14 protein-coding genes and 1 tRNA gene are annotated in these 20,843 nt (G+C 69.3%); 7 read left to right on the top strand and 8 right to left on the bottom strand.

All coding sequences use genetic code 11. The annotated features are described in order from the left end of the window. Positions 1-24: 24 nt before the first annotated feature. Positions 25-2,472 carry a SpoIIE family protein phosphatase gene (locus tag AB0959_RS32330; RefSeq protein ID WP_366830236.1) on the bottom strand — a complete coding sequence of 816 codons (2,448 nt, stop codon included), beginning with the start codon at positions 2,470-2,472 and terminating at the stop codon, positions 25-27. A gap of 202 nt (positions 2,473-2,674) precedes the next feature. Between AB0959_RS32330 and AB0959_RS32325 the strand changes: the two genes are divergently transcribed. Beyond that, entirely contained in the window at positions 2,675-3,253 is a 579-nt protein-coding gene (locus tag AB0959_RS32325; RefSeq protein WP_366830235.1) for a GNAT family protein, read from the top strand. 112 nt (positions 3,254-3,365) lie between these two features. Then, positions 3,366-4,406 (top strand): hypothetical protein, encoded by a 1,041-nt coding sequence (locus AB0959_RS32320; protein ID WP_366830234.1) that lies wholly within the window; start codon positions 3,366-3,368, stop codon positions 4,404-4,406. Positions 4,407-4,638: 232 nt separating this feature from the next. Here the strand turns inward: AB0959_RS32320 and AB0959_RS32315 are convergent. From AB0959_RS32315 to sucC, 4 genes are all read right to left on the bottom strand, one after another. Continuing rightward, positions 4,639-4,723: transfer RNA gene (locus tag AB0959_RS32315), tRNA-Leu, on the bottom strand. A 193-nt stretch (positions 4,724-4,916) separates the two neighbouring features. After that, positions 4,917-6,494 carry an aldehyde dehydrogenase family protein gene (locus tag AB0959_RS32310; RefSeq protein WP_366830233.1) on the bottom strand — a complete coding sequence of 526 codons (1,578 nt, stop codon included), beginning with the start codon at positions 6,492-6,494 and terminating at the stop codon, positions 4,917-4,919. Positions 6,495-6,643: 149 nt separating this feature from the next. Further along, positions 6,644-7,543 (bottom strand): succinate--CoA ligase subunit alpha, encoded by a 900-nt coding sequence (gene sucD / locus AB0959_RS32305; RefSeq protein ID WP_366830232.1) that lies wholly within the window; start codon positions 7,541-7,543, stop codon positions 6,644-6,646. 11 nt (positions 7,544-7,554) lie between these two features. After that, a complete protein-coding gene (gene sucC, locus AB0959_RS32300) occupies positions 7,555-8,685 on the bottom strand; it encodes an ADP-forming succinate--CoA ligase subunit beta (RefSeq protein WP_366830231.1) in 1,131 nt (376 codons plus the stop codon). A 226-nt stretch (positions 8,686-8,911) separates the two neighbouring features. Between sucC and AB0959_RS32295 the strand changes: the two genes are divergently transcribed. The 5 genes from AB0959_RS32295 (at position 8,912) to AB0959_RS32275 (ending at position 16,989) form a co-directional block, all read left to right on the top strand. Beyond that, positions 8,912-10,597: a thiamine pyrophosphate-binding protein gene (locus AB0959_RS32295; RefSeq protein ID WP_366830230.1), complete on the top strand. Its 1,686-nt coding sequence runs from the start codon at positions 8,912-8,914 to the stop codon at positions 10,595-10,597. Between the two features lie 10 nt (positions 10,598-10,607). Further along, on the top strand, positions 10,608-11,843 hold the full coding sequence (gene frc / locus AB0959_RS32290; RefSeq protein WP_366830229.1) for a formyl-CoA transferase: 1,236 nt from the start codon (positions 10,608-10,610) through the stop codon (positions 11,841-11,843). A 3-nt stretch (positions 11,844-11,846) separates the two neighbouring features. Then, on the top strand, positions 11,847-13,979 hold the full coding sequence (locus AB0959_RS32285; protein ID WP_366830228.1) for an acetate--CoA ligase family protein: 2,133 nt from the start codon (positions 11,847-11,849) through the stop codon (positions 13,977-13,979). Positions 13,980-14,172: 193 nt separating this feature from the next. Then, the gene (locus AB0959_RS32280) at positions 14,173-15,561 is read left to right on the top strand and encodes an OFA family MFS transporter (RefSeq protein WP_366830227.1); all 1,389 of its coding nucleotides are present in this window, start codon (positions 14,173-14,175) and stop codon (positions 15,559-15,561) included. Positions 15,562-15,597: 36 nt separating this feature from the next. Continuing rightward, a complete protein-coding gene (locus AB0959_RS32275; RefSeq protein ID WP_366830225.1) occupies positions 15,598-16,989 on the top strand; it encodes an OFA family MFS transporter in 1,392 nt (463 codons plus the stop codon). A gap of 106 nt (positions 16,990-17,095) precedes the next feature. Here the strand turns inward: AB0959_RS32275 and AB0959_RS32270 are convergent, their stop codons facing one another. From AB0959_RS32270 to eboE, 3 genes are all read right to left on the bottom strand, one after another. Then, positions 17,096-18,166 carry a sugar phosphate isomerase/epimerase gene (locus AB0959_RS32270; protein ID WP_366830224.1) on the bottom strand — a complete coding sequence of 357 codons (1,071 nt, stop codon included), beginning with the start codon at positions 18,164-18,166 and terminating at the stop codon, positions 17,096-17,098. A gap of 116 nt (positions 18,167-18,282) precedes the next feature. Continuing rightward, entirely contained in the window at positions 18,283-19,677 is a 1,395-nt protein-coding gene (locus tag AB0959_RS32265; protein WP_366830223.1) for a nucleotide pyrophosphatase/phosphodiesterase family protein, read from the bottom strand. After that, positions 19,674-20,843 (bottom strand): metabolite traffic protein EboE, encoded by a 1,170-nt coding sequence (gene eboE, locus AB0959_RS32260; protein WP_366830222.1) that lies wholly within the window; start codon positions 20,841-20,843, stop codon positions 19,674-19,676. The genes AB0959_RS32265 and eboE overlap by 4 nt, the downstream gene beginning before the upstream one ends.

Raw genomic sequence — 20,843 nt, 5'->3', positions numbered from 1 at the left:
GAGTCGTGGCTCGGGGTTCGTGGCTCATGGGCCGGGCAGCGCCTGTTCTGCCCAGATGGTCTTGCCGAGGGCCGTGTGGCGGGTGCCCCATGCCTGGGTCAGCTGGGCGACCAGCATGAGGCCGCGGCCGCCCTCGTCGTAGGTGCGGGCCCGGCGCAGGTGCGGGGCGGTGCTGCTGGCGTCGGACACCTCGCAGATGAGCGTGCGGTCGAGGATCAGCCGCAACTGCACCGGCGGCTCGGCGTGCCGGATCGCGTTGGTGACGAGTTCGCTCACGACCAGTTCGGTGATGTACGAGGCGTCGTCCAGCCCCCACTCCTCAAGCCGGCCGGCGGCGAACTTGCGCGCCTCGGCCACCATCGCGGGGTCGGCGGGCACGTCCCAGGTGGCCACGTGGTCGGCGTCGAGCGCGCGGGTACAGGCGACGAGCAGGGCGATGTCGTCCATGGGGCGGCCGGGCAGCATGGAACCCAGCACCGTGTCGCACAGGGCGTCCAGCGAGACGGCGGGCTGCGCCAGGGCATGGCAGAGCCGGTCGAGGCCACTGTCGATGTCGGCGTCGCGGGCCTCGATCAGACCGTTGGTGTAGAGGACGAGCAGGGTGCCCTCGGGTACGTCGATCTCGGTGGCCTCGAACGGCAGTCCGCCGAGCCCGAGCGGCGGCCCGGCCCGCAGCCGCAACAGGTCGACCGTTCCGTCGGTGGTCACCACGGCCGGTGCCGGGTGTCCCGCGCTGGCCAGGGTGCAACGGCGCCCGACCGGGTCGTACACGGCGTACAGACAGGTCGCGCCGAAGTCTCCGTTGTGGTCGAAGGAGTCGCTCGCGTCGTCCTCGGCGAGGCGGGCGACCAGGTCGTCGAGGTGCGTGAGGAGCTCGTCGGGCGGCAGATCGACGTCGGCGAGGGTTCGTACGGCGGTGCGCAGCCGGCCCATGGTCGCCGAGGCGTGGATGCCGTGGCCGACCACGTCGCCGACGACCAGTGCGACCCTGGCGCCCGACAGCGGGATCACGTCGAACCAGTCGCCACCCACCCCGGCCGTGCCACCGGCGGGCAGGTAGCGGTGGGCGACCTCCAGGGCCGACTGGCGGGGCAGCCGCTGCGGCAGCAGGCTCCGCTGGAGGGTGACGGCGGTGGAGCGCTCGCGCGTGTAGCGCCGGGCGTTGTCGACGCAGACGGCCGCCCGGGCGGTGATCTCCTCTGCCAGCAGCAGATCGTCCCGTTCGAACGCCTCGGGGCGCTGGTGACGCACGAAGACGGCCACGCCCAGGATGGTGCCGCGGGCCCGCAGCGGCACCATCATCACCGAGTGGATCCCGAAGGCCTGGATGCTGTCCGCGCGGCGGGGGTTCCCGGCCGCCCAGTCGGCGAACACGGGATCGGTCACCGGGTACAGGGAGGCCCTGCCCGTGGCCATGCACTCCGCGACGGGGGAACCCACCGGGTGGACGTCGGTCTCGCCCAGGTCGACCGCGGCCTCGGGGACGTTCTCGTGCACGGACTGCTGGGCCACGCGCAGCAGCTCCATCGCGTCGCGGGGCGTCCCGGGCCGGCTGCCGAGTGCTGGATCGTGGCCGCCGTCGAGGGAGGCCAGCAGATCGACGGTGACGAAGTCGGCGATGGCCGGGACGGCCACGTCCGCCAGTTCCTGCGCGGTGAGGCCCACGTCCAGGGTGGTTCCGATGCGCGTACTGGCCTCGTTGATCAGTTGGAGCCGCAGCCGGGCCCAGTACTGCGGGGTCATGTCGTGCGCCGAGAGAACGACACCGTGCGTGTGGCCGTCCTCGTCGCCGAGCGGGGCGAGGTAGCACGACCAGGCGTGCTCACGGCTCTCTCCCTCGACGCGCAGGTAGTTCTCCAGGTACTGCGGGCGACCGGTCTCCAGCGCCCGGACCATGGCCCGCTCGGTCTTGTCCGAGTCCGCGTGCACGATGATCTCGGACACCCGCAAGCCGCGCATCTCGTCCTCGGTGAGGGACATGGCGCGTGCCATGTCGTCGTTGGCCCGGCGCAGCCGCAGGCCGGTGTCGTACAGCGCCATCGTGCAGCACGGGGTCTGGGCGAAGCTCCATCCGGTCAGCCGGTCGTCCCGGGGTTCGGGGCTCGTGCCGGTGAGGGCGGAGACCACCAGCCAGTCGGTCTCCCCCGTGTCGAGTGTCCGGTGGTGGGCCAGCACGGCCGCCTCCACGCGCCGGCCGTCGTGGTGCCGCAGCGCCACACGGCCGTTCCAGCGGGGCAGCGCCGCGAGCGACCGCAGGAGCCGCTCGGTGGCGGCGTCGACACCGTCGGCCAGCAGGACGGCGCCGTCACGGCCCACCCTCTCCGCCGCGCTGTATCCCAGCAGCCGCTCCGCGCCCGCGTTCCAGCCGGTCACGGTGCCCTTCTCGTCGAGGGACACCCTGGCCGTCGCCGCTTCGTCGATGACGCCGCCCATCCACGATCGCTCATCGACGTAGGTCTGCGCCTCGCCCATGTGCCTCATCCCGTCGCGGAGACGTGGCTGACGTGGTCAATTATGACGCAACCAAAACATATCCGTTATGAGGCCAAATCTCGGGCGACCACGGGGCGAGACCCCGGGCGGCGCTTTCGATCGTGATCGTTCCGGCGTGGATCCTGCGCCTGTCCGACCGCCCACCCTTGAAGCGGCGCACCGAAGTGAACATGATCGCCCCATGAACCGACCTACGGTGCCCCTGAGCCGGATCTCCTCGGAGGACTGGCCGGCCGTTCACTCATGGGCGAGTCTGGCCGAGGCGTGCCGCTATCAGCCGTGGGGGCCGAACACGGCCGACGAGACGCGGGACTTCGTGGAAGGCGCGGTCAGGGCCTGGTCGCAGAGCCCTCAGCGCCGGTTCCCCTACGTCGCCCGACTCGGGGCCGACGTCGTCGGCATGGGTGAACTGCATGTCCGCAGCGAAGCCCAGCGGCAGGGCGAGATCTCCTACATCGCGCATCCGCGGTTCTGGGGGCGCGGCATCGGAACGGAGATCGGACGGCAACTGCTCGCCTTCGGCTTCGGCGAGCTGAGCCTCCACCGGATCTACGCCACCTGCGACCCGAGGAATCTCGACTCGTTCCGGGTCCTGACGAAACTCGGCATGCGGCAGGAGGGACGCCTTCGCCACACCCAGATGATCCGCGACGGCTGGCGGGACTCCCTGATCCTCAGCATCCTCGAAGACGAGTGGCGCGCCTCCGTGCACTCGAGCCTGAACGCACTGGGCAGCAGCCCGGGTCCTCTCGCGCCCTGACACTACTCAACTCCTCGTGAGGCAGGCACACTTGGGGTGAAGAGGTCAATGGAGGCAAGAGGGTCATTGCACTCCACGGCCGCCATATCACTGCAGAAGCGGCAGGCACCCCATGACACAGCACGACATGGACGCGCGCTCGCTTGCGGAACTCTCCATCGAGGAGCGGCTGCTGTGCCACGTGCTCTGTGAGATCTGCCGGTCTCTGCGAGAGGTGCTTTCCCCGGGGTGCGCGAGCACGGAGGGGAAAGCCGAGCAGCGCGAGGAAGAGGAACAGCGCAGGGAACAGGAGGAGGCGGTTGCCGCGCTCCTGAGTCAGTCCCGGGCGAGCGAGCTGACAGAGCTGACTCCACAGCAACGTCACCTGCTGGCACAGCTCCGGCTGTTCAGCGCGCTCGCCTCCCCCGACAGGCCCGACTACCTCGAGCCGGACGCCCTGAAGGACGCCACATCCTGCGCGGCGACGGCGAAGCGGCTCGCCGACCGCAAGTCGAAACCCCCTACGGTGAACCTCACTACCGAGGGCCTGGCCGCTCCCTCGTCGACGTTCGACGCTCTGCTGACCCTCGCGTCGGGCGTCGTCCAGGTGCTCACCGGGTTCCATGCCCTTGGCGGCATCGCGGCGATACTGCACGGCGTCTGCCGCATCGCGAGCCCCGGCTCTCCGCTCACCACCATCGCGAGCACGATTCGGAAGGTGCTGACACCGCACGTCACCGTGATCCAGGAGAGTGTCAAGATGATGGCGCCGCTCCCGGACAACGAACGTTCCGGGATGCGTGACGCACTCTGCCTCGCCGCCCACGAGTTCACGGGCCTGGAGTTCGGCGCGCTCAAGCACCAGTTGTTCGAACCGAAGGGAACCGAGCTGGGGCCCGCGACCCGGCTGCCCACTCCTGGCACCGCGCTCCGCACGCCCACTGAGCTGAACGACGGAACATGTCGTACTCCCGGTCCACGACCACGGCGGCCCACCATACGCCGGACCAACTGGAAACCAGCGAAACCGCCCACACAGGTCGTCCCCGACGACCCGTTGCCCGCATTCGACTCGGGCCACGCACTGGACGACTGCACCGCAGAGCTCTCCCTTCCGGACACGACCCCACCCGACAGCGACAGGATCGACGGGCTCTTTGACCGTGGTTTCTGAGTCCCGGCGGGGCTCGTCATCAGAAACCAGAGTCGCGACAAGGCACACCACTTCGCTCACGGTGATGCGCCCGGGGCGGCGACGGCGACGTCGGCTCCGTGACCACGAGGAGGGGCGCCACGTTCGCGCGGGGTCACGGGGTCACGGGGTCACGGGGTCAGCGTATTCGGCCGGGAAACGACTTGTGCGGACCGAGAACTGGCTCGGCCCGCACAAGTGGGGATCTGTTCTGTGTCCGAGGGGGGACTTGAACCCCCACGCCCGATAAAGGGCACTAGCACCTCAAGCTAGCGCGTCTGCCATTCCGCCACCCGGACCAGGTGTCTGCCGCCTTGCCGGGGGTCTTCCCCGGGGCGACACGGACAACAATACCAAGGTTTCGGAGTGGCTTTCACCTGCGTTTCGGGGCCCCGGAGGGCCGTCGGCAACAGCCGGACGTGCGGTTATCACCCTCGGTGCGCCATCAGCCACCCAAGGCTCGGGCGCACGACACTCACTGTCATCCCCCTGTCACGGCATGAGGTGATACTCCGGGAAGTTCCCCGGCAGCCGCTCCCCCGCCGGCCCCTGGGTCACCGCGCGCACGAGCAGTTCCCCGCCGACGAAGGCACCGCGCCAGGAGGCGCCGAACCCGCCGAACAGCTCGTCACGGTCTCCACGCGAGCGAGGCTTTCCACGACCGACCTTGAAGGCGCGGATCTGTGGGGCGAGGCGGTCGAACGTCGCCTGGTCGTCCGTGGACAGCGTGGCGACCAGGGCGCCGTTCGACGCGTTCATGGCGGCGAGCAGCTCTGCCTCCGTGTCGACCAGGACGATCGTGTCGACCGGACCGAACGGTTCCGCGTGATACAGCGGCGACGACGGCGGCGGGTTGAGGAGGGTGACGGGCTGGACGTACGCCGCCGTGTCCTGGCCGGGCAGGAAGCGGGCGTCGGCGGGGTTGCCGCGGTGCAGTGGGGTCGCGCCGCGGGCCACTGCCTCGGTGACCTGGTCGGTCAGTTCCTTGGCCTTGGCCGCGTTGATGACCGGCCCGAAGTCCAGCGCCGGGTACCGGTCCTCGGGGTGCTCCACCGCCAGCGGATGGCCGACCCTGAGCGTGCGGACCGCGGGGAGGTACGCCGCGAGGAACTCGTCGAACAGTGACCGCTGGACGACGAAGCGCGGGTACGCGGTGCAACGCTGCTTGCCGTAGTCGAAGAGCTTGGGGATGACGGCCGAGAGCGTGTCCCAGTCCGTGTGGTTCCAGATGCCCCAGGTGTTCAGTCCCTCCTGTTCGAGTACATGTCGTTTGCCGAGGTCGGCGACGGCAGTGGCCACCGCGGCGCCCGTGTCGCGGCCGCCGACGAAGGAGACGCAGCCGATCTCGGGTGCCCGCACCAGGGCTTCGGACAGCTCGCCTCCGCTGCCGCTGACGAGGGTGACGGGAATCCCTTCGCGTGCGGCGAGTGCACTGGCCAGGGTGAGGCAGGCGACACCGCCGTCGGTCGGGGTCTTGGCGATCACCGCGTTGCCGGCCAGTGCCTGTACCAGCATTGCGTGAACGAGCACGCTCATCGGGTAGTTCCAGCTCGCGATGTTGGACACCGGGCCGTCCAGCGGCGCGCGGCCCTCGACCATCGGCTCGATGCCGTCGACGTACCAGCGCACACCATCGATGGCCCGGTCCACGTCGGCCTGCGCGAGCCGCCAGGGTTTGCCGATCTCCCATACGAGGAGGAGGGCGAGCAGTTCGCGGTGCTGGGTGAGGGCGTCGAGGGTGGCGGCGACGCGGGCGCGGCGTTCCCCGAGGGGGACGTGGCGCCAGGCGCGGTGCTGGTCGAGTGAGGCGCGTACCGCCTGGTGGGCGCCGGCGGCGTCGAGCCGGGGCGGGCCGGCGATGGGACTGCTGTCGACGGGGCTGGTGGCCGGGAGCGCCCGGCCGTCCGTCCGCCAGCCTGCACCCCAGAGGTTGAGGACGCGGTCGTCCCGGAAGGCCTCGGGTGCGATGGCGAGGCAGCGCTGCCAGGCATCCGACCAGGAAGTGCCGGATTTGAGGGTGAGAGTGGGGGCGGGGCTGGGGGTGAGGGTGGAATTGGGGATGGTTGCCATTCGGTTGCTCCGCTCTCGGTGCACAGTCGGGGGCGGTTTTTGCATGGCTCGTCTCGCGTACCGGGAGGCGCCTGCCTGCCTACTGACGGGTACGAAGACGTCGTACGGGGGAAGGTAGCGACGCGGCGCGGCGCCGAACAGTCATCGCGTCAACTCGGAGTGAGACCGCCCTCGGCTGCCAGTCGGTCCAGCACCAGCCGTGCCGTCTCGGTCGGTGTGCCGCCCACCTGTACCCCCGCCGCCTCCAGGGCCTCCTTCTTCGCCTGCGCCGTGCCCGACGAACCGGAGACGATCGCGCCCGCGTGTCCCATCGTCCTGCCCTCGGGTGCCGTGAAACCGGCGATGTAGCCGACGACGGGCTTGGTGACGTGGTCGCGGATGTAGGCGGCCGCCCGCTCCTCGGCGTCACCCCCGATCTCACCGATCATCACGACGAGTTCGGTCTCGGCGTCGTCCTCGAAGGCGGCCAGGCAGTCGATGTGGGTGGTGCCGACCACGGGGTCTCCGCCGATGCCGACGCAGGTCGAGAAGCCGATGTCGCGGAGTTCGTACATCAGCTGGTAGGTGAGGGTCCCCGACTTGGACACCAGGCCTATGCGGCCGGGCTTGGTGATGTCGGCGGGGATGATGCCCGCGTTGGACTGGCCGGGCGTGATCAGCCCGGGGCAGTTGGGGCCGATGACGCGCGTGCCCTTCGCCTGGGCGTACGCGGTGAAGGCGACCGAGTCGTGGACCGGTATGCCCTCGGTGATGACGACGGCGAGGCCTATGCCGGCGTCGGCCGCCTCGGTCACGGCGGCCTTGGCGAAGGCGGGCGGCACGAAGACGACGGTGACGTCCGCGCCGGTCACCTCGATTCCCTCCTTGACGGAGCCGAAGACGGGGACGGCACGGTCGTCGAAGTCGACGGTGCGGCCCGCCTTGCGGGGGTTGACGCCGCCGACTACGTCCGTGCCGGCCGCGAGCATGCGGCGGGTGTGCTTCATGCCCTCGCCGCCGGTCATGCCCTGGACGAGGACCTTGCTCTCCTTGGTGAGGTAGATGGCCATGTCCCGTCTCCTTAGGCTGCGTTGGCGAGGTCGGCGGCCCGGCGCGCGGCGCCGTCCATGGTGGTGGCCTGCTGGACCAGGGGGTGGGCGCGCCCGTCGAGGATCGCGCGGCCGCGAGCGGCGTTGTTGCCGTCGAGTCGGACGACCAGGGGTTTGGTCAACTGGACGGTGTCCAGGGCCTGCACGATGCCGTCGGCTACGGCGTCGCAGGCGGTGATGCCTCCGAAGACGTTGACGAACACCGACTTCACGGCCGGGTCGGAGAGGATGACGGAGAGACCGTCGGCCATGATCTGGGCGCTCGCTCCGCCGCCGATGTCGAGGAAGTTGGCGGGCCGGGCACCGCAGCCGGCGACCACGTCGAGGGTCGACATGACGAGGCCCGCGCCGTTGCCGATGATGCCGACCTCGCCGTCCAGCTTCACGTAGTTGAGGGCCTTCGCCGCGGCCAGCGCCTCCAGGGGATCGTCGTACGCGGCGGCCTCCTCGCCCCAGCGGGCCTGCCGGAAGCGGGCGTTGTCGTCGAGGGTGATCTTGCCGTCCAGGGCGAGGATCTGCCCCTGCGCCGTGCGGACGAGGGGGTTGACCTCGACGAGTACGGCGTCCTCCCGGACGAGGACCTCCCAGAGACGTACGAGGACGTCCACGGTCTGGGGCGGCAGTCCGGCGGCCTCGGCGATGTGCGCGGCCTTCGCCGCCGTCACGCCCTCGGCCGGGTCGACGGGGACGCGCGCGACCGCCTCGGGCCTGGTGGCCGCCACTTCCTCGATCTCCATACCGCCCTCGGCCGAGGCGATCGCGAGGAAGCGGCCGGCCGCGCGGTCGAGTACGTAGCTCACGTAGAACTCGCGTTCGATATCGACGGGTTGGGCGAGCATCACCTTGTCGACCGTGTGGCCCTTGATGTCCATGCCCAGGATCTGTCGTGCCGTCAGTTCGGTGGCGGCGGGGTCGGCGGCGAGCTTCACTCCGCCCGCCTTCCCGCGGCCTCCGGTCTTCACCTGGGCCTTGACGACAACGCGTCCGCCCAGCCTGCGGGCGATCTCGCGTGCCTCCTTCGACGAGTCGGTGACCTCCGCCCGTGGCACCAAGATGCCGTGTTCCTCGAAGAGTTCCCTTGCCTGGTGTTCGAACAGGTCCATTTCGGCTCCTGACCGCTTCAGTCAACTGGAGGGCCGACGACCGGGCCCTCGAAAAGTGCCGCACGCCCCCTGGACACCACCCACTCGGATGCGGGATAACAAGCTTCATACAGTATTCGTCGACTGTATGCAATCTACCGCGACGGCATCTACGAGCAACGCGTGAACGGCGTGTGAGCTGCGCGAACACGCGCCCGATCCCCTAACGAAGGGACAGGACTTCGCTATGCCCGACGACAACAGCCAGAACCTCATCTCCGGTGGGCACTTGGTCGCCAAGGCACTCAAAGCGGAGGGTGTGGAGGTCATCTACACCTTGTGCGGCGGCCACATCATCGACATCTACGACGGCTGCGTCGACGAAGGCATAGAGGTCGTCGACGTACGCCACGAGCAGGTCGCCGCACACGCCGCCGACGGCTACGCACGCATCACCGGCAAGCCCGGCTGCGCCGTCGTCACCGCGGGCCCGGGGACGACCGACGCCGTCACCGGTGTCGCCAACGCCTTCCGCGCCGAGTCCCCGATGCTGCTGATCGGCGGCCAAGGAGCCCTCACCCAGCACAAGATGGGGTCCCTGCAGGACCTGCCGCACGTCGACATGATGACGCCGATCACCAAGTTCGCGGCGGCCGTGCCGGACACGGCACGCGCCGCGGACATGGTGTCGATGGCGTTCCGCGAGTGCTACCACGGAGCGCCCGGCCCCTCCTTCCTGGAGATCCCGCGCGACGTGCTCGACGCCAAGGTGCCCGCCGAGAAGGCGCGCGTGCCCAAGGCGGGCGCCTACCGTGCCTCCACCCGCTCGGCCGGCGACCCCGAGGCCATCGAGAAGCTCGCCGACCTGCTGGTGCACGCCGAGAAGCCCGCCATCCTGCTGGGCAGCCAGGTGTGGACGACCCGCGGCACCGAGGCGGCCATCGACCTCGTACGGACCCTCAACATCCCCGCCTACATGAACGGCGCCGGCCGCGGCACCCTCCCGCCCGGGGACCCGCACCACTTCCAGCTCTCCCGCCGGTACGCCTTCTCCAACGCCGACGTCATCGTCATCGTCGGCACGCCCTTCGACTTCCGCATGGGCTACGGCAAGCGGCTGTCTCAGGACGCGACCGTCGTGCAGATCGACCTCGACTACCGGACCGTCGGCAAGAACCGCGACATCGACCTCGGGATCGTGGGTGACGCCGGGCTGATCCTGAAGTCGGTCACCGAGGCCGCCTCCGGGCGCATCAACGGGGGCGCGTCGAAGCGCAAGGAGTGGCTCGACGAGCTGCGCGCCGCCGAGCAGACGGCGATCGAGAAGCGGCTGCCCAGCCTGAAGTCGGATGCCTCACCCATCCACCCGTACCGGCTGGTCAGCGAGATCAATGACTTCCTGACCGAGGACTCCATCTACATCGGCGACGGCGGCGACATCGTCACCTTCTCCGGTCAGGTCGTCCAGCCCAAGTCACCCGGGCACTGGATGGACCCGGGCCCGCTCGGCACGCTCGGCGTCGGCGTCCCCTTCGTGCTCGCGGCCAAGAAGGCGCGGCCCGACAAGGAAGTGGTGGCCCTCTTCGGTGACGGCGCCTTCTCCCTCACCGGCTGGGACTTCGAGACCCTCGTCCGCTACAACCTCCCCTTCGTCGGCATCGTCGGCAACAACTCCTCCATGAACCAGATCCGCTACGGCCAGAAGGCCAAGTACGGCGAGGAACGCGAGCGGGTCGGCAACACCCTCGGCGACGTCCAGTACGACAAGTTCGCCCAGATGCTCGGCGGTTACGGCGAGGAGGTCCGTGACCCCGCCGACATCGGCCCGGCGCTCCGGCGCGCCCGTGAGTCCGGCAAGCCGTCGCTGATCAACGTCTGGGTCGACCCGGACGCGTACGCCCCCGGAACCATGAACCAGACGATGTACAAGTGAGGTGCCCAAGATGACAGCGACCAAGGCCCTCGAAGGAATCCGCGTCCTCGACATGACGCACGTCCAGTCCGGACCCTCCGCCACCCAGTTGCTCGCCTGGCTCGGCGCGGACGTCGTCAAGCTGGAGGCGCCGAGCGGGGACATCACGCGCAAGCAGCTGCGCGACCTCCCGGACGTCGACTCCCTCTACTTCACGATGCTCAACTGCAACAAGCGGAGCATCACCCTGAACACCAAGACCGAGCGCGGCAAGGAACTCCTCACCGAGCTGATCCGGCGCTCCGACGTCATGGTCGAGAACTTCGGACCGGGCGCGGTCGACCGCATGGGGTTCACCTGGGACCGCATCCAGGAGATCAATCCGCGTATCGTCTATGCCTCCATCAAGGGGTTCGGCAAAGGCCCGTACACCAACTTCAAGGCGTACGAGGTCGTCGCGCAGGCCATGGGCGGGTCGATGTCGACCACCGGGTTCGAGGACGGGCCGCCGCTGGCGACGGGGGCCCAGATCGGGGACTCGGGAACGGGCATCCACGCCGTGGCGGGGATTCTCGCGGCGCTGTTCCAGCGGGAGAACACCGGGCGCGGTCAGCGGGTCAACGTGGCCATGCAGCACGCCGTGCTCAACCTCTGCCGGGTGAAGTTGCGCGATCAGCAGCGCCTGGCCCATGGCCCGCTCGCTGAATATCCCAACGAGGACTTCGGCACGGAAGTTCCCCGGTCGGGAAACGCCTCCGGCGGCGGTCAGCCGGGCTGGGCGGTCAAGTGCGCACCGGGTGGCCCGAACGACTACGTGTACGTGATCGTGCAGCCCGTCGGCTGGAAGCCGGTCAGCGAGCTCATCGGCCGGCCCGAGCTGGCGGACGACCCCGAGTGGTCCACGCCCGAGGCCCGGCTGCCGAAGCTGAACAAGATGTTCCAGCTGATCGAGGAGTGGTCGTCCACGCTCCCCAAGTGGGAGGTGCTGGAGAGGCTCAACGCCCACAACATCCCGTGCGGGCCGATCCTGTCCACCAGGGAGATCATCGAGGACGACTCGCTGGTCGCCAACGAGATGGTCGTGAAGGTGCCGCATCCCGAGCGGGGCGAGTTCGTGACCGTGGGCAGTCCGCTGAAGCTCTCCGACTCCCCCGTGGACGTGGCCAGTTCGCCGTTGCTCGGCGAGCACAACGAAGAGGTCTTCGTCGGCGAGCTCGGCCTCGGTGACGAGGAGCTGCGCCTGCTCAAGTCGAACGGAGTGATCTGATTGATGGCCGAAGACCGGGTGCTCAAGGTGCGCACGCTCCTCGACGCCGTACGGGCCGAGGGCCGCAGCGCGCTGACCGCGCCCGAGGGCAAGGTGATCGCCGACGCGTACGGGATCGCCGTTCCGGGCGAGGAGCTGGCGACGGACGTCGACGAGGCGGTGGCGTACGCCGCGCGTTTCGGCGGGCCGGTCGTCATGAAGATCGTCTCGCCCGACATCCTGCACAAGACCGACGCGGGCGGCGTGATCGTCGGAGTGGAGGGTTCCACCGACGTACGGGCCGCCTTCCACAAGATCATCGAGAACGCGCGGGCGTACGACCCGCAGGCGCGCATCGAGGGCGTGCAGGTCCAGGAACTGCTGCCGCAGGGGCAGGAGGTCATCGTCGGGGCGGTCACCGATCCGACGTTCGGGAAGGTCGTGGCCTTCGGGCTCGGCGGCGTGCTGGTCGAGGTCCTGAAGGACGTGACCTTCCGGCTGGCTCCCCTGGACGCCGACGAGGCGCTGTCGATGCTGGACTCGATCCGCTCGGCGGAGATCCTGCACGGGGTGCGTGGCGCCCCAGCCGTGGACCGGTGGGCGATCGCCGAACAGATCCGCCGCGTCTCCGAACTCGTCGCGGACTTCCCCGAGATCGCCGAGGTGGACCTCAACCCGGTGATCGCCACTCCGGAGGGCGCGGTCGCGGCGGACATCCGCGTGATCCTCGCGGACTCGGTGCCGAAGCCACGGCGCACGTACACGCGCGAGGAGATCCTCACCTCCATGCGCCGGCTGATGCAGCCCTCCTCGGTCGCCGTGATCGGCGCGTCCAACGAGCCGGGCAAGATCGGCAACTCGGTGATGCGCAACCTCATCGACGGCGGCTTCTCCGGCGAGATCCAGCCGGTGAACCCCAAGGCCGATGACATTCTGGGCCGCAAGGCGTACAAGAGTGTCACGGACGTTCCCGGTGAGGTGGATGTGGCGGTCTTCGCCATCCCCGCCAAGTTCGTGGCCTCGGCCCTGGAGGAGGTGGGACGCAAGAAGATCCCCAACGCCGTACTGATCCCCTCCGGGTTCGCGGAGACCGGCGAGCACGAACTGCAGGCCGAGATCGTGGCGATCGCGGAACGGTACGGCATCCGGCTGCTCGGGCCGAACATCTACGGCTACTACTCGACCTGGCAGGACCTGTGCGCCACGTTCTGCACGCCGTACGACGTCAAGGGTGGTGTCGCGCTGACCTCGCAGTCCGGTGGCATCGGAATGGCCATCCTGGGCTTCGCGCGCACCACAAAGACGGGCGTGTCGGCGATCGTCGGACTCGGCAACAAGTCGGACCTGGACGAGGACGACCTGCTGACCTGGTTCGGTGAGGACCCCAACACCCAGTGCATCGCGATGCACCTGGAGGACCTCAAGGACGGGCGCGCCTTCGTGGAGGCGGCCCGGGCGACCGTTCCGAAGAAGCCGGTCGTGGTCCTGAAGGCGGGCCGTACGGCGGCCGGAGCGAAGGCGGCGGGCTCGCACACGGGCGCGCTGGCCGGCGACGACGCCGTGTACGACGACATCCTGAAGCAGGCCGGTGTCATCCGGGCGCCCGGGCTGAACGAAATGCTGGAGTACGCGCGCGCGTTGCCGGTGCTTCCGACTCCGCAGGGCGACAACGTCGTCATCATCACGGGCGCGGGCGGGTCCGGCGTCCTGCTGTCCGACGCGGTGACCGACAACGGGCTGTCCCTGATGGAGATCCCGCCGGACCTGGACGAGTCCTTCAGGAAGTTCATCCCGCCCTTCGGGGCCGCGGGCAACCCGGTGGACATCACCGGGGGCGAGCCTCCGTCGACGTACGAGGCGACGATCCGGCTGGGCCTTGAGGACCCGCGCATCCACGCGCTTGTCCTCGGCTACTGGCACACCATCGTGACCCCTCCCATGGTCTTCGCCGAGCTCACCGCGCGCGTGGTGGCCGAATTCCGCGAGCGCGGCGTCAGCAAGCCCGTGGTGGCCTCGCTCGCGGGCGACGTGGAGGTCGAGGAGGCCTGCCAGTACCTCTTCGAGCGGGGGGTCGTGGCGTACCCGTACACGACCGAGAAGCCGGTGGCCGTACTCGGCGCGAAGTACCGCTGGGCGCGGGCGGCGGGGCTGCTGTGAGGGACGGGTCGCTGTGATCCGCAAAGTCCGCCGGGAGCGGATGGCAGGGGTGTCGGGGGGCGGTAGATGAGGTGAGGTAGCGCGGGGGCGGGCGACGGTGCGCGTCGGCCGCCCCCAGGACCCGTGCGCACACGAAAGGCATTGGACAGGGGGCGCTGGCCAGAACTTTCGACGCGAGGGGTGCTTACGCGACATGACAACCACCGACCTGACGACGTCCGTCCCTTACAGGGAGGTGACGGACCGCAACGGCCGCCTGTACCGCATCGGTGAGACCGACCGGGACATCATGGGGCGACCACGCTGGACCATGGTGCTCTTCCCCTGGATGGGGATGCTGGGCATCAGCTCCTCGGAGTACGCGTTCACGTCCGCCGAGGACACCCTGCACGAGGCCCACCTCTGGAACAGTGGGCACATCTTCTGGCTGATGGGTGTCTGGGTGTTCTTCCAGGCCGCCGTCGCCTTCCCGGCGGGCCAGCTGCGCGAGAGCGGCAGGCTGCCCGCGCGGTACGCGATGATGCTCGGCGCGTTCGGCACTGTCTGCGGCTATATCTCGCTGGCGTACGCGCCGCACGTGATCGTCGCGTACATCGGCTTCGGCATGTTCAGCGGCATCGGCGCCGGTCTCGTCTACGCGACCTGCGTGAACATGGTCGGCAAGTGGTATCCGGAGCGCAAGGGCGGCAAGACCGGCATGGTCAACGGCGGTTTCGCCTACGGCTCGGTGCCCTTCGTGTTCCTGTTCACCTCGTACATGGACCTCAGCAACTACCGGGGTGTCCTGGTGATGGTGGGGCTCATCTGCTGCGCCGTCGTGGCCTTCGCCGGGTGGTTCTTCAAGGACCCGCCGAAGAACTGGTGGCCGCCGCACGTCGACCCGCTGAAGCAGACCGACGACCCGAAGATCCGACGGGCGCTGGAGAAGAACCCTCCCGCGGCGAAGCAGTACACCCCGAAGGAGGCCGCTCGTACACCGGTCCTGTGGATGATGTGGTTCTGTCTGCTGTGCACGGCCGGGATCAACATCTTCGGCATCGCCTTCCAGGTGCCGTTCGGCAAGGACATGGGCTTCGCGGGCGGGATCGTGGCCACGGCGATGTCCCTCAAGGCCATCGTCAACGGCACGGGCCGCGGGGTGATCGGCTGGATCTCCGACCGCTTCGGGCGCCGCAACACGCTGATCATCGTCTGCATCGTGCTGGGCACGGCCCAGTTCGGTGTGCTCGTGTCCGGTCAGATGGGCAGCATGCCGTTCTTCCTGTTCTGCTCCATGGTCTCCGGCTTCGGCGGCGGCGCGATCTTCCCGCTGTTCGCGGCCATGACGGCGGACTACTTCGGAGAGAACAACAACGCCTCCAACTACGGCATGGTCTACAGCTCGAAGCTCATCTCCGGTCTCGTGGGCTCCGGTATGGGCGCCGTCGTCGTGGGCGCCTGGGACTACGAGGGCGCGTTCGTACTGGCCGGCTCCATCGGTCTGGCGTCGGCCGTCCTCGCACTGTTCCTGAAGTCGCCGGACCGGCCGCACGCCAAGCGCATCGCCCCCAACCCCCAACCCCTCGGTGAGGAGATGGCCTGACATGACGGTTGGTCAGACAGGGCAGGTGGACCGGACATGACGGCCGAGCCCCTCGCCCGACGTACGACCGACGACACTCCGTACCGCGAGATCACCGACCCCAGGGGGCGCGTCTACCGGGTCGGGGAATCGGACCGGCAGATCCTCGGACTGCCGAGGTGGACGATGGTGGCACTGCCCTGGGCGGCCATGCTCGCCATCAGCGTCTTCGAGTACGCCTTCGGGGCCGCCGAGGACACCCTTTCCCGGGCCCACCACTGGTCCTCCACCAACACCTTCTGGGTGCTGAGCGTGTGGATCTTCTTCCAGGCGGGGGTCTCCTTCCCTGCCGGGAAGCTCCGCGAGAAGGGCGTCCTCAGCAGCCGTGCCGCCATGGTCACCGGGTCGTTCTGTTCCCTGATCGGTTTCGTGAGCCTCGGCCACGCGCCGAACGTCGGGACGGCCCTGCTGGGCTTCGGTGTCCTCGGCGGACTCGGCTCGGGACTGATCTACTCGACGTGCGTCAACATGGTCGGCAAGTGGTACCCGGAACGCCGGGGCGGCAAGACAGGACTGGTGAACGGCGCGTTCGCGTATGGTGCCGTGCCATTCATCTTCCTGTTCTCGTATGGCTTCAACACATCCAACTACCGTACGGTGCTGGACCTCGTCGGCTTCTACGTGCTGGCGGTCACCCTGGTGTCGGGGCTGTTCTTCAAGGACCCGCCGAAGAACTGGTGGCCGCAGCAGGTGGATCCGCTGAACCGGGCGGGTGACGCCAAGTCGTCGGCCGCGCTGGCCAAGAATCCGCCCGCCCCTCGCCAGTACACACCGGGTGAGGCACTGCGGACCGGCATCGTGCCCCTCATGTGGTTCTGCATGCTGTGCTGTGCGGGCGTGTCCATCTTCGGCATCTCCTTCCAGGTCCCGTTCGCCAAGGAGATGGGATTCGGCCCGCTCGTCGCGGCCTCGTCCATGGGCGTGATGTCCGTCATCAACGGCACCGGGCGGGGCGTCGTGGGCTGGCTCTCCGACCGGCTCGGCCGACGCACCACCCTCACGTACGTCTGTCTCGTCCTCGCGGTGGCCCAGTTCGGGGTGCTGTGGGCGGGCGAGATCCGCAACGAACCGCTCTTCCTGGGTTTCGCGTTCCTCTCCGGCTTCGGCGGAGGCGCGTTCTACCCCCTGTTCGCCGCACTCGTCCCCGACTACTTCGGCGAGAACAACAACGCCTCCAACTACGGCATGGTCTACAGCGCCAAGCTCGTCAGCGGCCTCTTCGGCGGCGGCCTCGGCGCCGTGGTCATCGACGCGTGGGGCTATGTGGGCGCGTACACGACGGCCGGGGTGGTCTCCCTGGTCGCCGCCGGTCTGTCCCTGCTGCTGCGGCAGCCTGGAGGCCCCGCGAAGGGAGGGCTGTTCCGGCGGACCGCCGACGCGGCCACCTGACGTTCCACGTGTGAAGCGGCCGTCCGGTGGCCTGGGTCACCGGACGGCCGCTTCACACGTGCGCGACTCATGGGCGTGCCCGACTAACAGGCGTGCCCTACTCCCGTCAGCACTTCTCCCGCAGCGAGTGCAGGTGCGCGCTGGAGCGGCGGGCGAAGGTGAACGACTCGGTGGGGTTGTCGTGCTCGGCCTGCCAGTGGTGGGCGAGGCGCTGGCCCTTGAGACGGGTGACCGCCGATATGAACCGCTGGTAGTCGATGTCGCCGTCGCCGACGTCCGTCATGCGGTAGCCGTACTCGTTCGACGGGTCCTTCTCACCGTCCTTCACGTGGAAGAGCGGGTAGCGGTCCGGGCGCCGGAGCACGTAGTCCAGCGGCTCGAAGGGCGCGGGCGTACCGTCGGGCCGCTTGGAGAAGCGGAACTGGCCCACATAGGCCCAGTAGATGTCCATCTCCAGGAAGACGAGGTCGGGATCGGTCTCGGCGAGCAGCACGTCGTAGAGGCGGACGTGCGGCTTGTCGGTGGCGAAGGAGAACTCCTCGGAGTGGTTGTGCTGGTAGAACTTCATGCCCCGTGCCCTGGCCGCCGCGCCGTAGGTGTTGAACTCCTCGGCGGCGCGCTTCCACGCGTCGACGGTCGAGCCGTAGCGGAACGGGCCGGAGGCGGTGCCGATGTGCTTGAGGCCGAGGGCCTGGGCGTCGTCCAGGACCTTGTTCAGGTTCTGCGCGAAGGTGTACGCGTTCGGGTCGCTGGAGTAGTAGCCGACGTGGCTGCCGATCGGATTCAGGCCGTGGTTGCGGGCCAGGCGCTTGAGCTGGGCGAGCGTGATGGGGCCCGCGGAGCCCTGCGTGTAGCCGGCGAACTCGACCTCGTCGTACCCGTACTTCTCCAGTTCGGCGAAGACCGGCGCGAAGCCCAGCGTGGAGACCTTGTCGCGCAGGCTGTAGAGCTGGATGCCGAGCCGTCCGGGCGGCAGGACGGGGCGGCCTCGGCCCGCGGCGCCGGTCGTGGCGGAGGTGGCGGCCGTGGCCGGGGTCGCGGCCCCACCGAGCAGGGCGGCGGCGGTGGCGCCCGCGGCCACGCCCAGCATGCCTCTTCGGCTGAGGCGCTGGGAGAGTTCCGGGTCGTGGTTCTTGCTGGTGGCAGCCGTGCGGCTGGGGCGGATCAAGCGGCTCATGCCTGGAACTCCTCGGTGTCGGAGGGCGTTGTCAGTGGTGAGTGCTTCACTTGTGACCAGTCGGAAGAGACGGGGTCGGGTGGGACCGCGGGCCATGGCGTGCCCGTCGGCGCCGATCAGTCGAGACCGGCGAGGTGGAGCAGCAGTGGTTTCACATCGGTGGCCGCGAGGCGGCCGTCGACAGCACGGGGGGTGGAGCAGATGATGAGCGGACCGTCGTCGTCGCTCGTGGGAAGGCGGCCGTGGCTGCCGCGAATAGGTGAGGGGTCCAGGGGCACGACCGCCATGCGGTAGCGCATGCCGAGTTTCTTGCGCGCGAGTGCCGTGGCCGCCTTGAGTTTCACGTAGGGGTCGAGCGGATCCATGAACAGCTCGACCGGGTCGTAGCCGGGTTTGCGGTGGATCTCGACGAGCTGCGCGAAGTCGGGCGCGCGGGCGTCGTCGAGCCAGTAGTAGTACGTGAACCAGGCGTCCGGCTCCGCGACGGCGACGAGTTCGCCGGAGCGCGGGTGGTCCAGGTGGTGGGTCTTCTTGCCCTCGTCGTCGAGGAGTTGCTCGATGCCGGGCAGGTCGGCGAGCGCTGCCCTGGTCGCCTCCAGGTCCTCCGGGCGGCGTACGTAGACGTGGGCGATCTGGTGGTCGGCGACCGCGAAGGCACGGGAGGCCATCGGGTCGAGGTACTCCATGCCGTCCTGCGTGTGGACCTCGAGGAGCCCTGCGCGGCGCAGTGCGCGGTTGATGTCGACGGGACGGTTCACACGCGTGATGCCGTACTCGGACAGCGCGACGACGGTACGGCCTTCCGCGTGCGCCTCGTCGAGGAGCGGGGCGAGCGCGGCGTCCAGGTCGGTGGCCGCTTTCAGGGAGCGCGGGTCGTCGGGGCCGTAGCGCTGCAGGTCGTAGTCGAGGTGAGGGAGGTAGCAGAGGGTCAGGTCCGGGTGTCGGGTGCGATTGATGTGGCGGGTCGCGTCGATGATCCAGCGGCTGGAGACGAGGTCGGCGCCGGGGCCCCAGAAGTGGAACAGCGGGAACGTGCCGAGTTTCTCGGTGAGTTCGTCGTGCAGGGCCGGGGGCCTGGTGTAGCAGTCGGGTTCCTTGCGGCCGTCGGAGTAGTAGACCGGACGGGGGGTGACGGTGATGTCGGTGTCGGCGCCCATGGCGTACCACCAGCAGATGTTGGCGACCGTGTAGCCGGGGTGGGCGCGGCGGGCGGCGTCCCACAGCTTGTCGCCGGTGACGAGACCGTTGTGCTGGCGCCAGAGCAGGACGTCGCCGAGTTCGCGGAAGTACCAGCCGTTGCCGACGATGCCGTGCTCGGCGGGGAGTGTGCCGGTCAGGAACGTGGACTGGGCGGCGCAGGTGACGGCGGGCAGGACGGTGCCGAGGTGGGCACGGGAGCCGGACCGGCCGAGCGCCTTGAGGTGGGGCATGTGGTCGAGCAGTCGGGGGGTGAGGCCGACGACGTCGAGGACGAGCAGAGGAGTGGGCCTCGCTCCGGAGTGGGGGGTCACGGGAGCTCCTTGAGGCCGAGGTCCGTCAACAGGTCGCGGGCGAGGGCGAGTTCGGCGGCGATGCCCTCGGCGAGCTGGGCGCGGCCGCGGGGCCGCAGCTCGGGTGGGAGGGCCTGCCAGGTGTAGGTCTCCACCTCCAGGTGCCGGGTGAGGGGGTGGGCACCGCCGACGAGGCGGGTCAGGGCGGCACGGAGTACGGGGAGCGTGGAGGTGAGGGGCGCGGCGGGGGCCGCGTGCAGGGGGACATGGAAATGAGCGCGCCAGGGCGAGGCGTCGGGCAGGGCGTCGCCCGTGAGGGCCTCGCCCAGATCGTCGGTGCCGCGCAGTCCGGCGGAGGTGGCGGTGCGGGTCTGGTGCAGGAAGCGGGGCTCGTCGAAGGCGGCGAGTGCCTCACGGACGTCGGGGAGGTGCGGGTGTTCGGCGTGCAGGGCGGCCGACAGCTGGGATTTCACTATGGGGACGCCTGCGTGGGTGAGGGCGTGCAGGGCGGTGTGCGGATCTTCGAAGGAGGTGGCGAGATGGCAGGTGTCGACGCATACGCCGATGCGGTCGTGGCCGATCGCGGTGAGCGGGCCAATGGCGTCAGCGGTGGTCTCGACGATGCATCCGGGTTCGGGTTCCAGGCCGACGCGGATGGAGCGGCCGGTCAGCTCGTGCAAGGCGTCGAGGCGTTCGGCGAGAGCGGTCAGGGCCTCGCGGGCGCGGGCGGCACGCTCGTCGTCGTACGCGGTGTGCCAGGCCAGCGGCAGCGTCGAAATGGTGCCCTCCGTGACGTCATCGGGGAGGAGCCCGGCGAGGACACGGGCGAGAGCCGTGGTGTGGTCGAGGCGTTCCGGGTCGGCCCAGTCCGGCTTGTAGACGCGGTACTTGACCTCTTCGGCCCCGAAGCCCTCATAGGGGAAGCCGTTGAGGGTGACGACCTCGAGGCCTCGGCGGTCGAGTTCGGTGCGCAGCCCCCGCAGGGCGGAGGGGTCGGTGACGAGGGCGTGGGCGGCGTCCTTCGCGAGCCAGAGCCCGATCCCGAGGCGGTCGCGGCCGAGTCGGCGGCGCACGGGTTCGCAGTGGTCGCGGAGCTGTGCGAGGACACCGTCGAGCGTCTCGGCCGGGTGGACGTTGGTGCAGTAGGCGAGGTGGACGGTGGAGCCGTCGGGGTGGCGGAAGCGCAT

Source organism: Streptomyces sp. NPDC046862 (genome assembly GCF_040704615.1).
Classification (GTDB): domain Bacteria; phylum Actinomycetota; class Actinomycetes; order Streptomycetales; family Streptomycetaceae; genus Streptomyces.
Note: the sequence above shows the minus strand (reverse complement) of the source record. Positions and strands in the feature narration are given on the sequence as shown.

Coding starts and splice junctions, on each gene's coding strand:
- AB0959_RS32330 (WP_366830236.1), bottom strand. CDS start 2,472: ATGGGCGAGGCGCAGACCTACGTCGATGAGCGATCGTGGATGGGCGGC.
- sucC (WP_366830231.1), bottom strand. CDS start 8,685: ATGGACCTGTTCGAACACCAGGCAAGGGAACTCTTCGAGGAACACGGC.
- eboE (WP_366830222.1), bottom strand. CDS start 20,843: ATGCGCTTCCGCCACCCCGACGGCTCCACCGTCCACCTCGCCTACTGC.
- AB0959_RS32320 (WP_366830234.1), top strand. CDS start 3,366: ATGACACAGCACGACATGGACGCGCGCTCGCTTGCGGAACTCTCCATC.
- AB0959_RS32325 (WP_366830235.1), top strand. CDS start 2,675: ATGAACCGACCTACGGTGCCCCTGAGCCGGATCTCCTCGGAGGACTGG.
- AB0959_RS32310 (WP_366830233.1), bottom strand. CDS start 6,494: ATGGCAACCATCCCCAATTCCACCCTCACCCCCAGCCCCGCCCCCACT.
- AB0959_RS32295 (WP_366830230.1), top strand. CDS start 8,912: ATGCCCGACGACAACAGCCAGAACCTCATCTCCGGTGGGCACTTGGTC.
- AB0959_RS32275 (WP_366830225.1), top strand. CDS start 15,598: ATGACGGCCGAGCCCCTCGCCCGACGTACGACCGACGACACTCCGTAC.
- frc (WP_366830229.1), top strand. CDS start 10,608: ATGACAGCGACCAAGGCCCTCGAAGGAATCCGCGTCCTCGACATGACG.
- AB0959_RS32280 (WP_366830227.1), top strand. CDS start 14,173: ATGACAACCACCGACCTGACGACGTCCGTCCCTTACAGGGAGGTGACG.
- AB0959_RS32270 (WP_366830224.1), bottom strand. CDS start 18,166: ATGAGCCGCTTGATCCGCCCCAGCCGCACGGCTGCCACCAGCAAGAAC.
- AB0959_RS32285 (WP_366830228.1), top strand. CDS start 11,847: ATGGCCGAAGACCGGGTGCTCAAGGTGCGCACGCTCCTCGACGCCGTA.
- sucD (WP_366830232.1), bottom strand. CDS start 7,543: ATGGCCATCTACCTCACCAAGGAGAGCAAGGTCCTCGTCCAGGGCATG.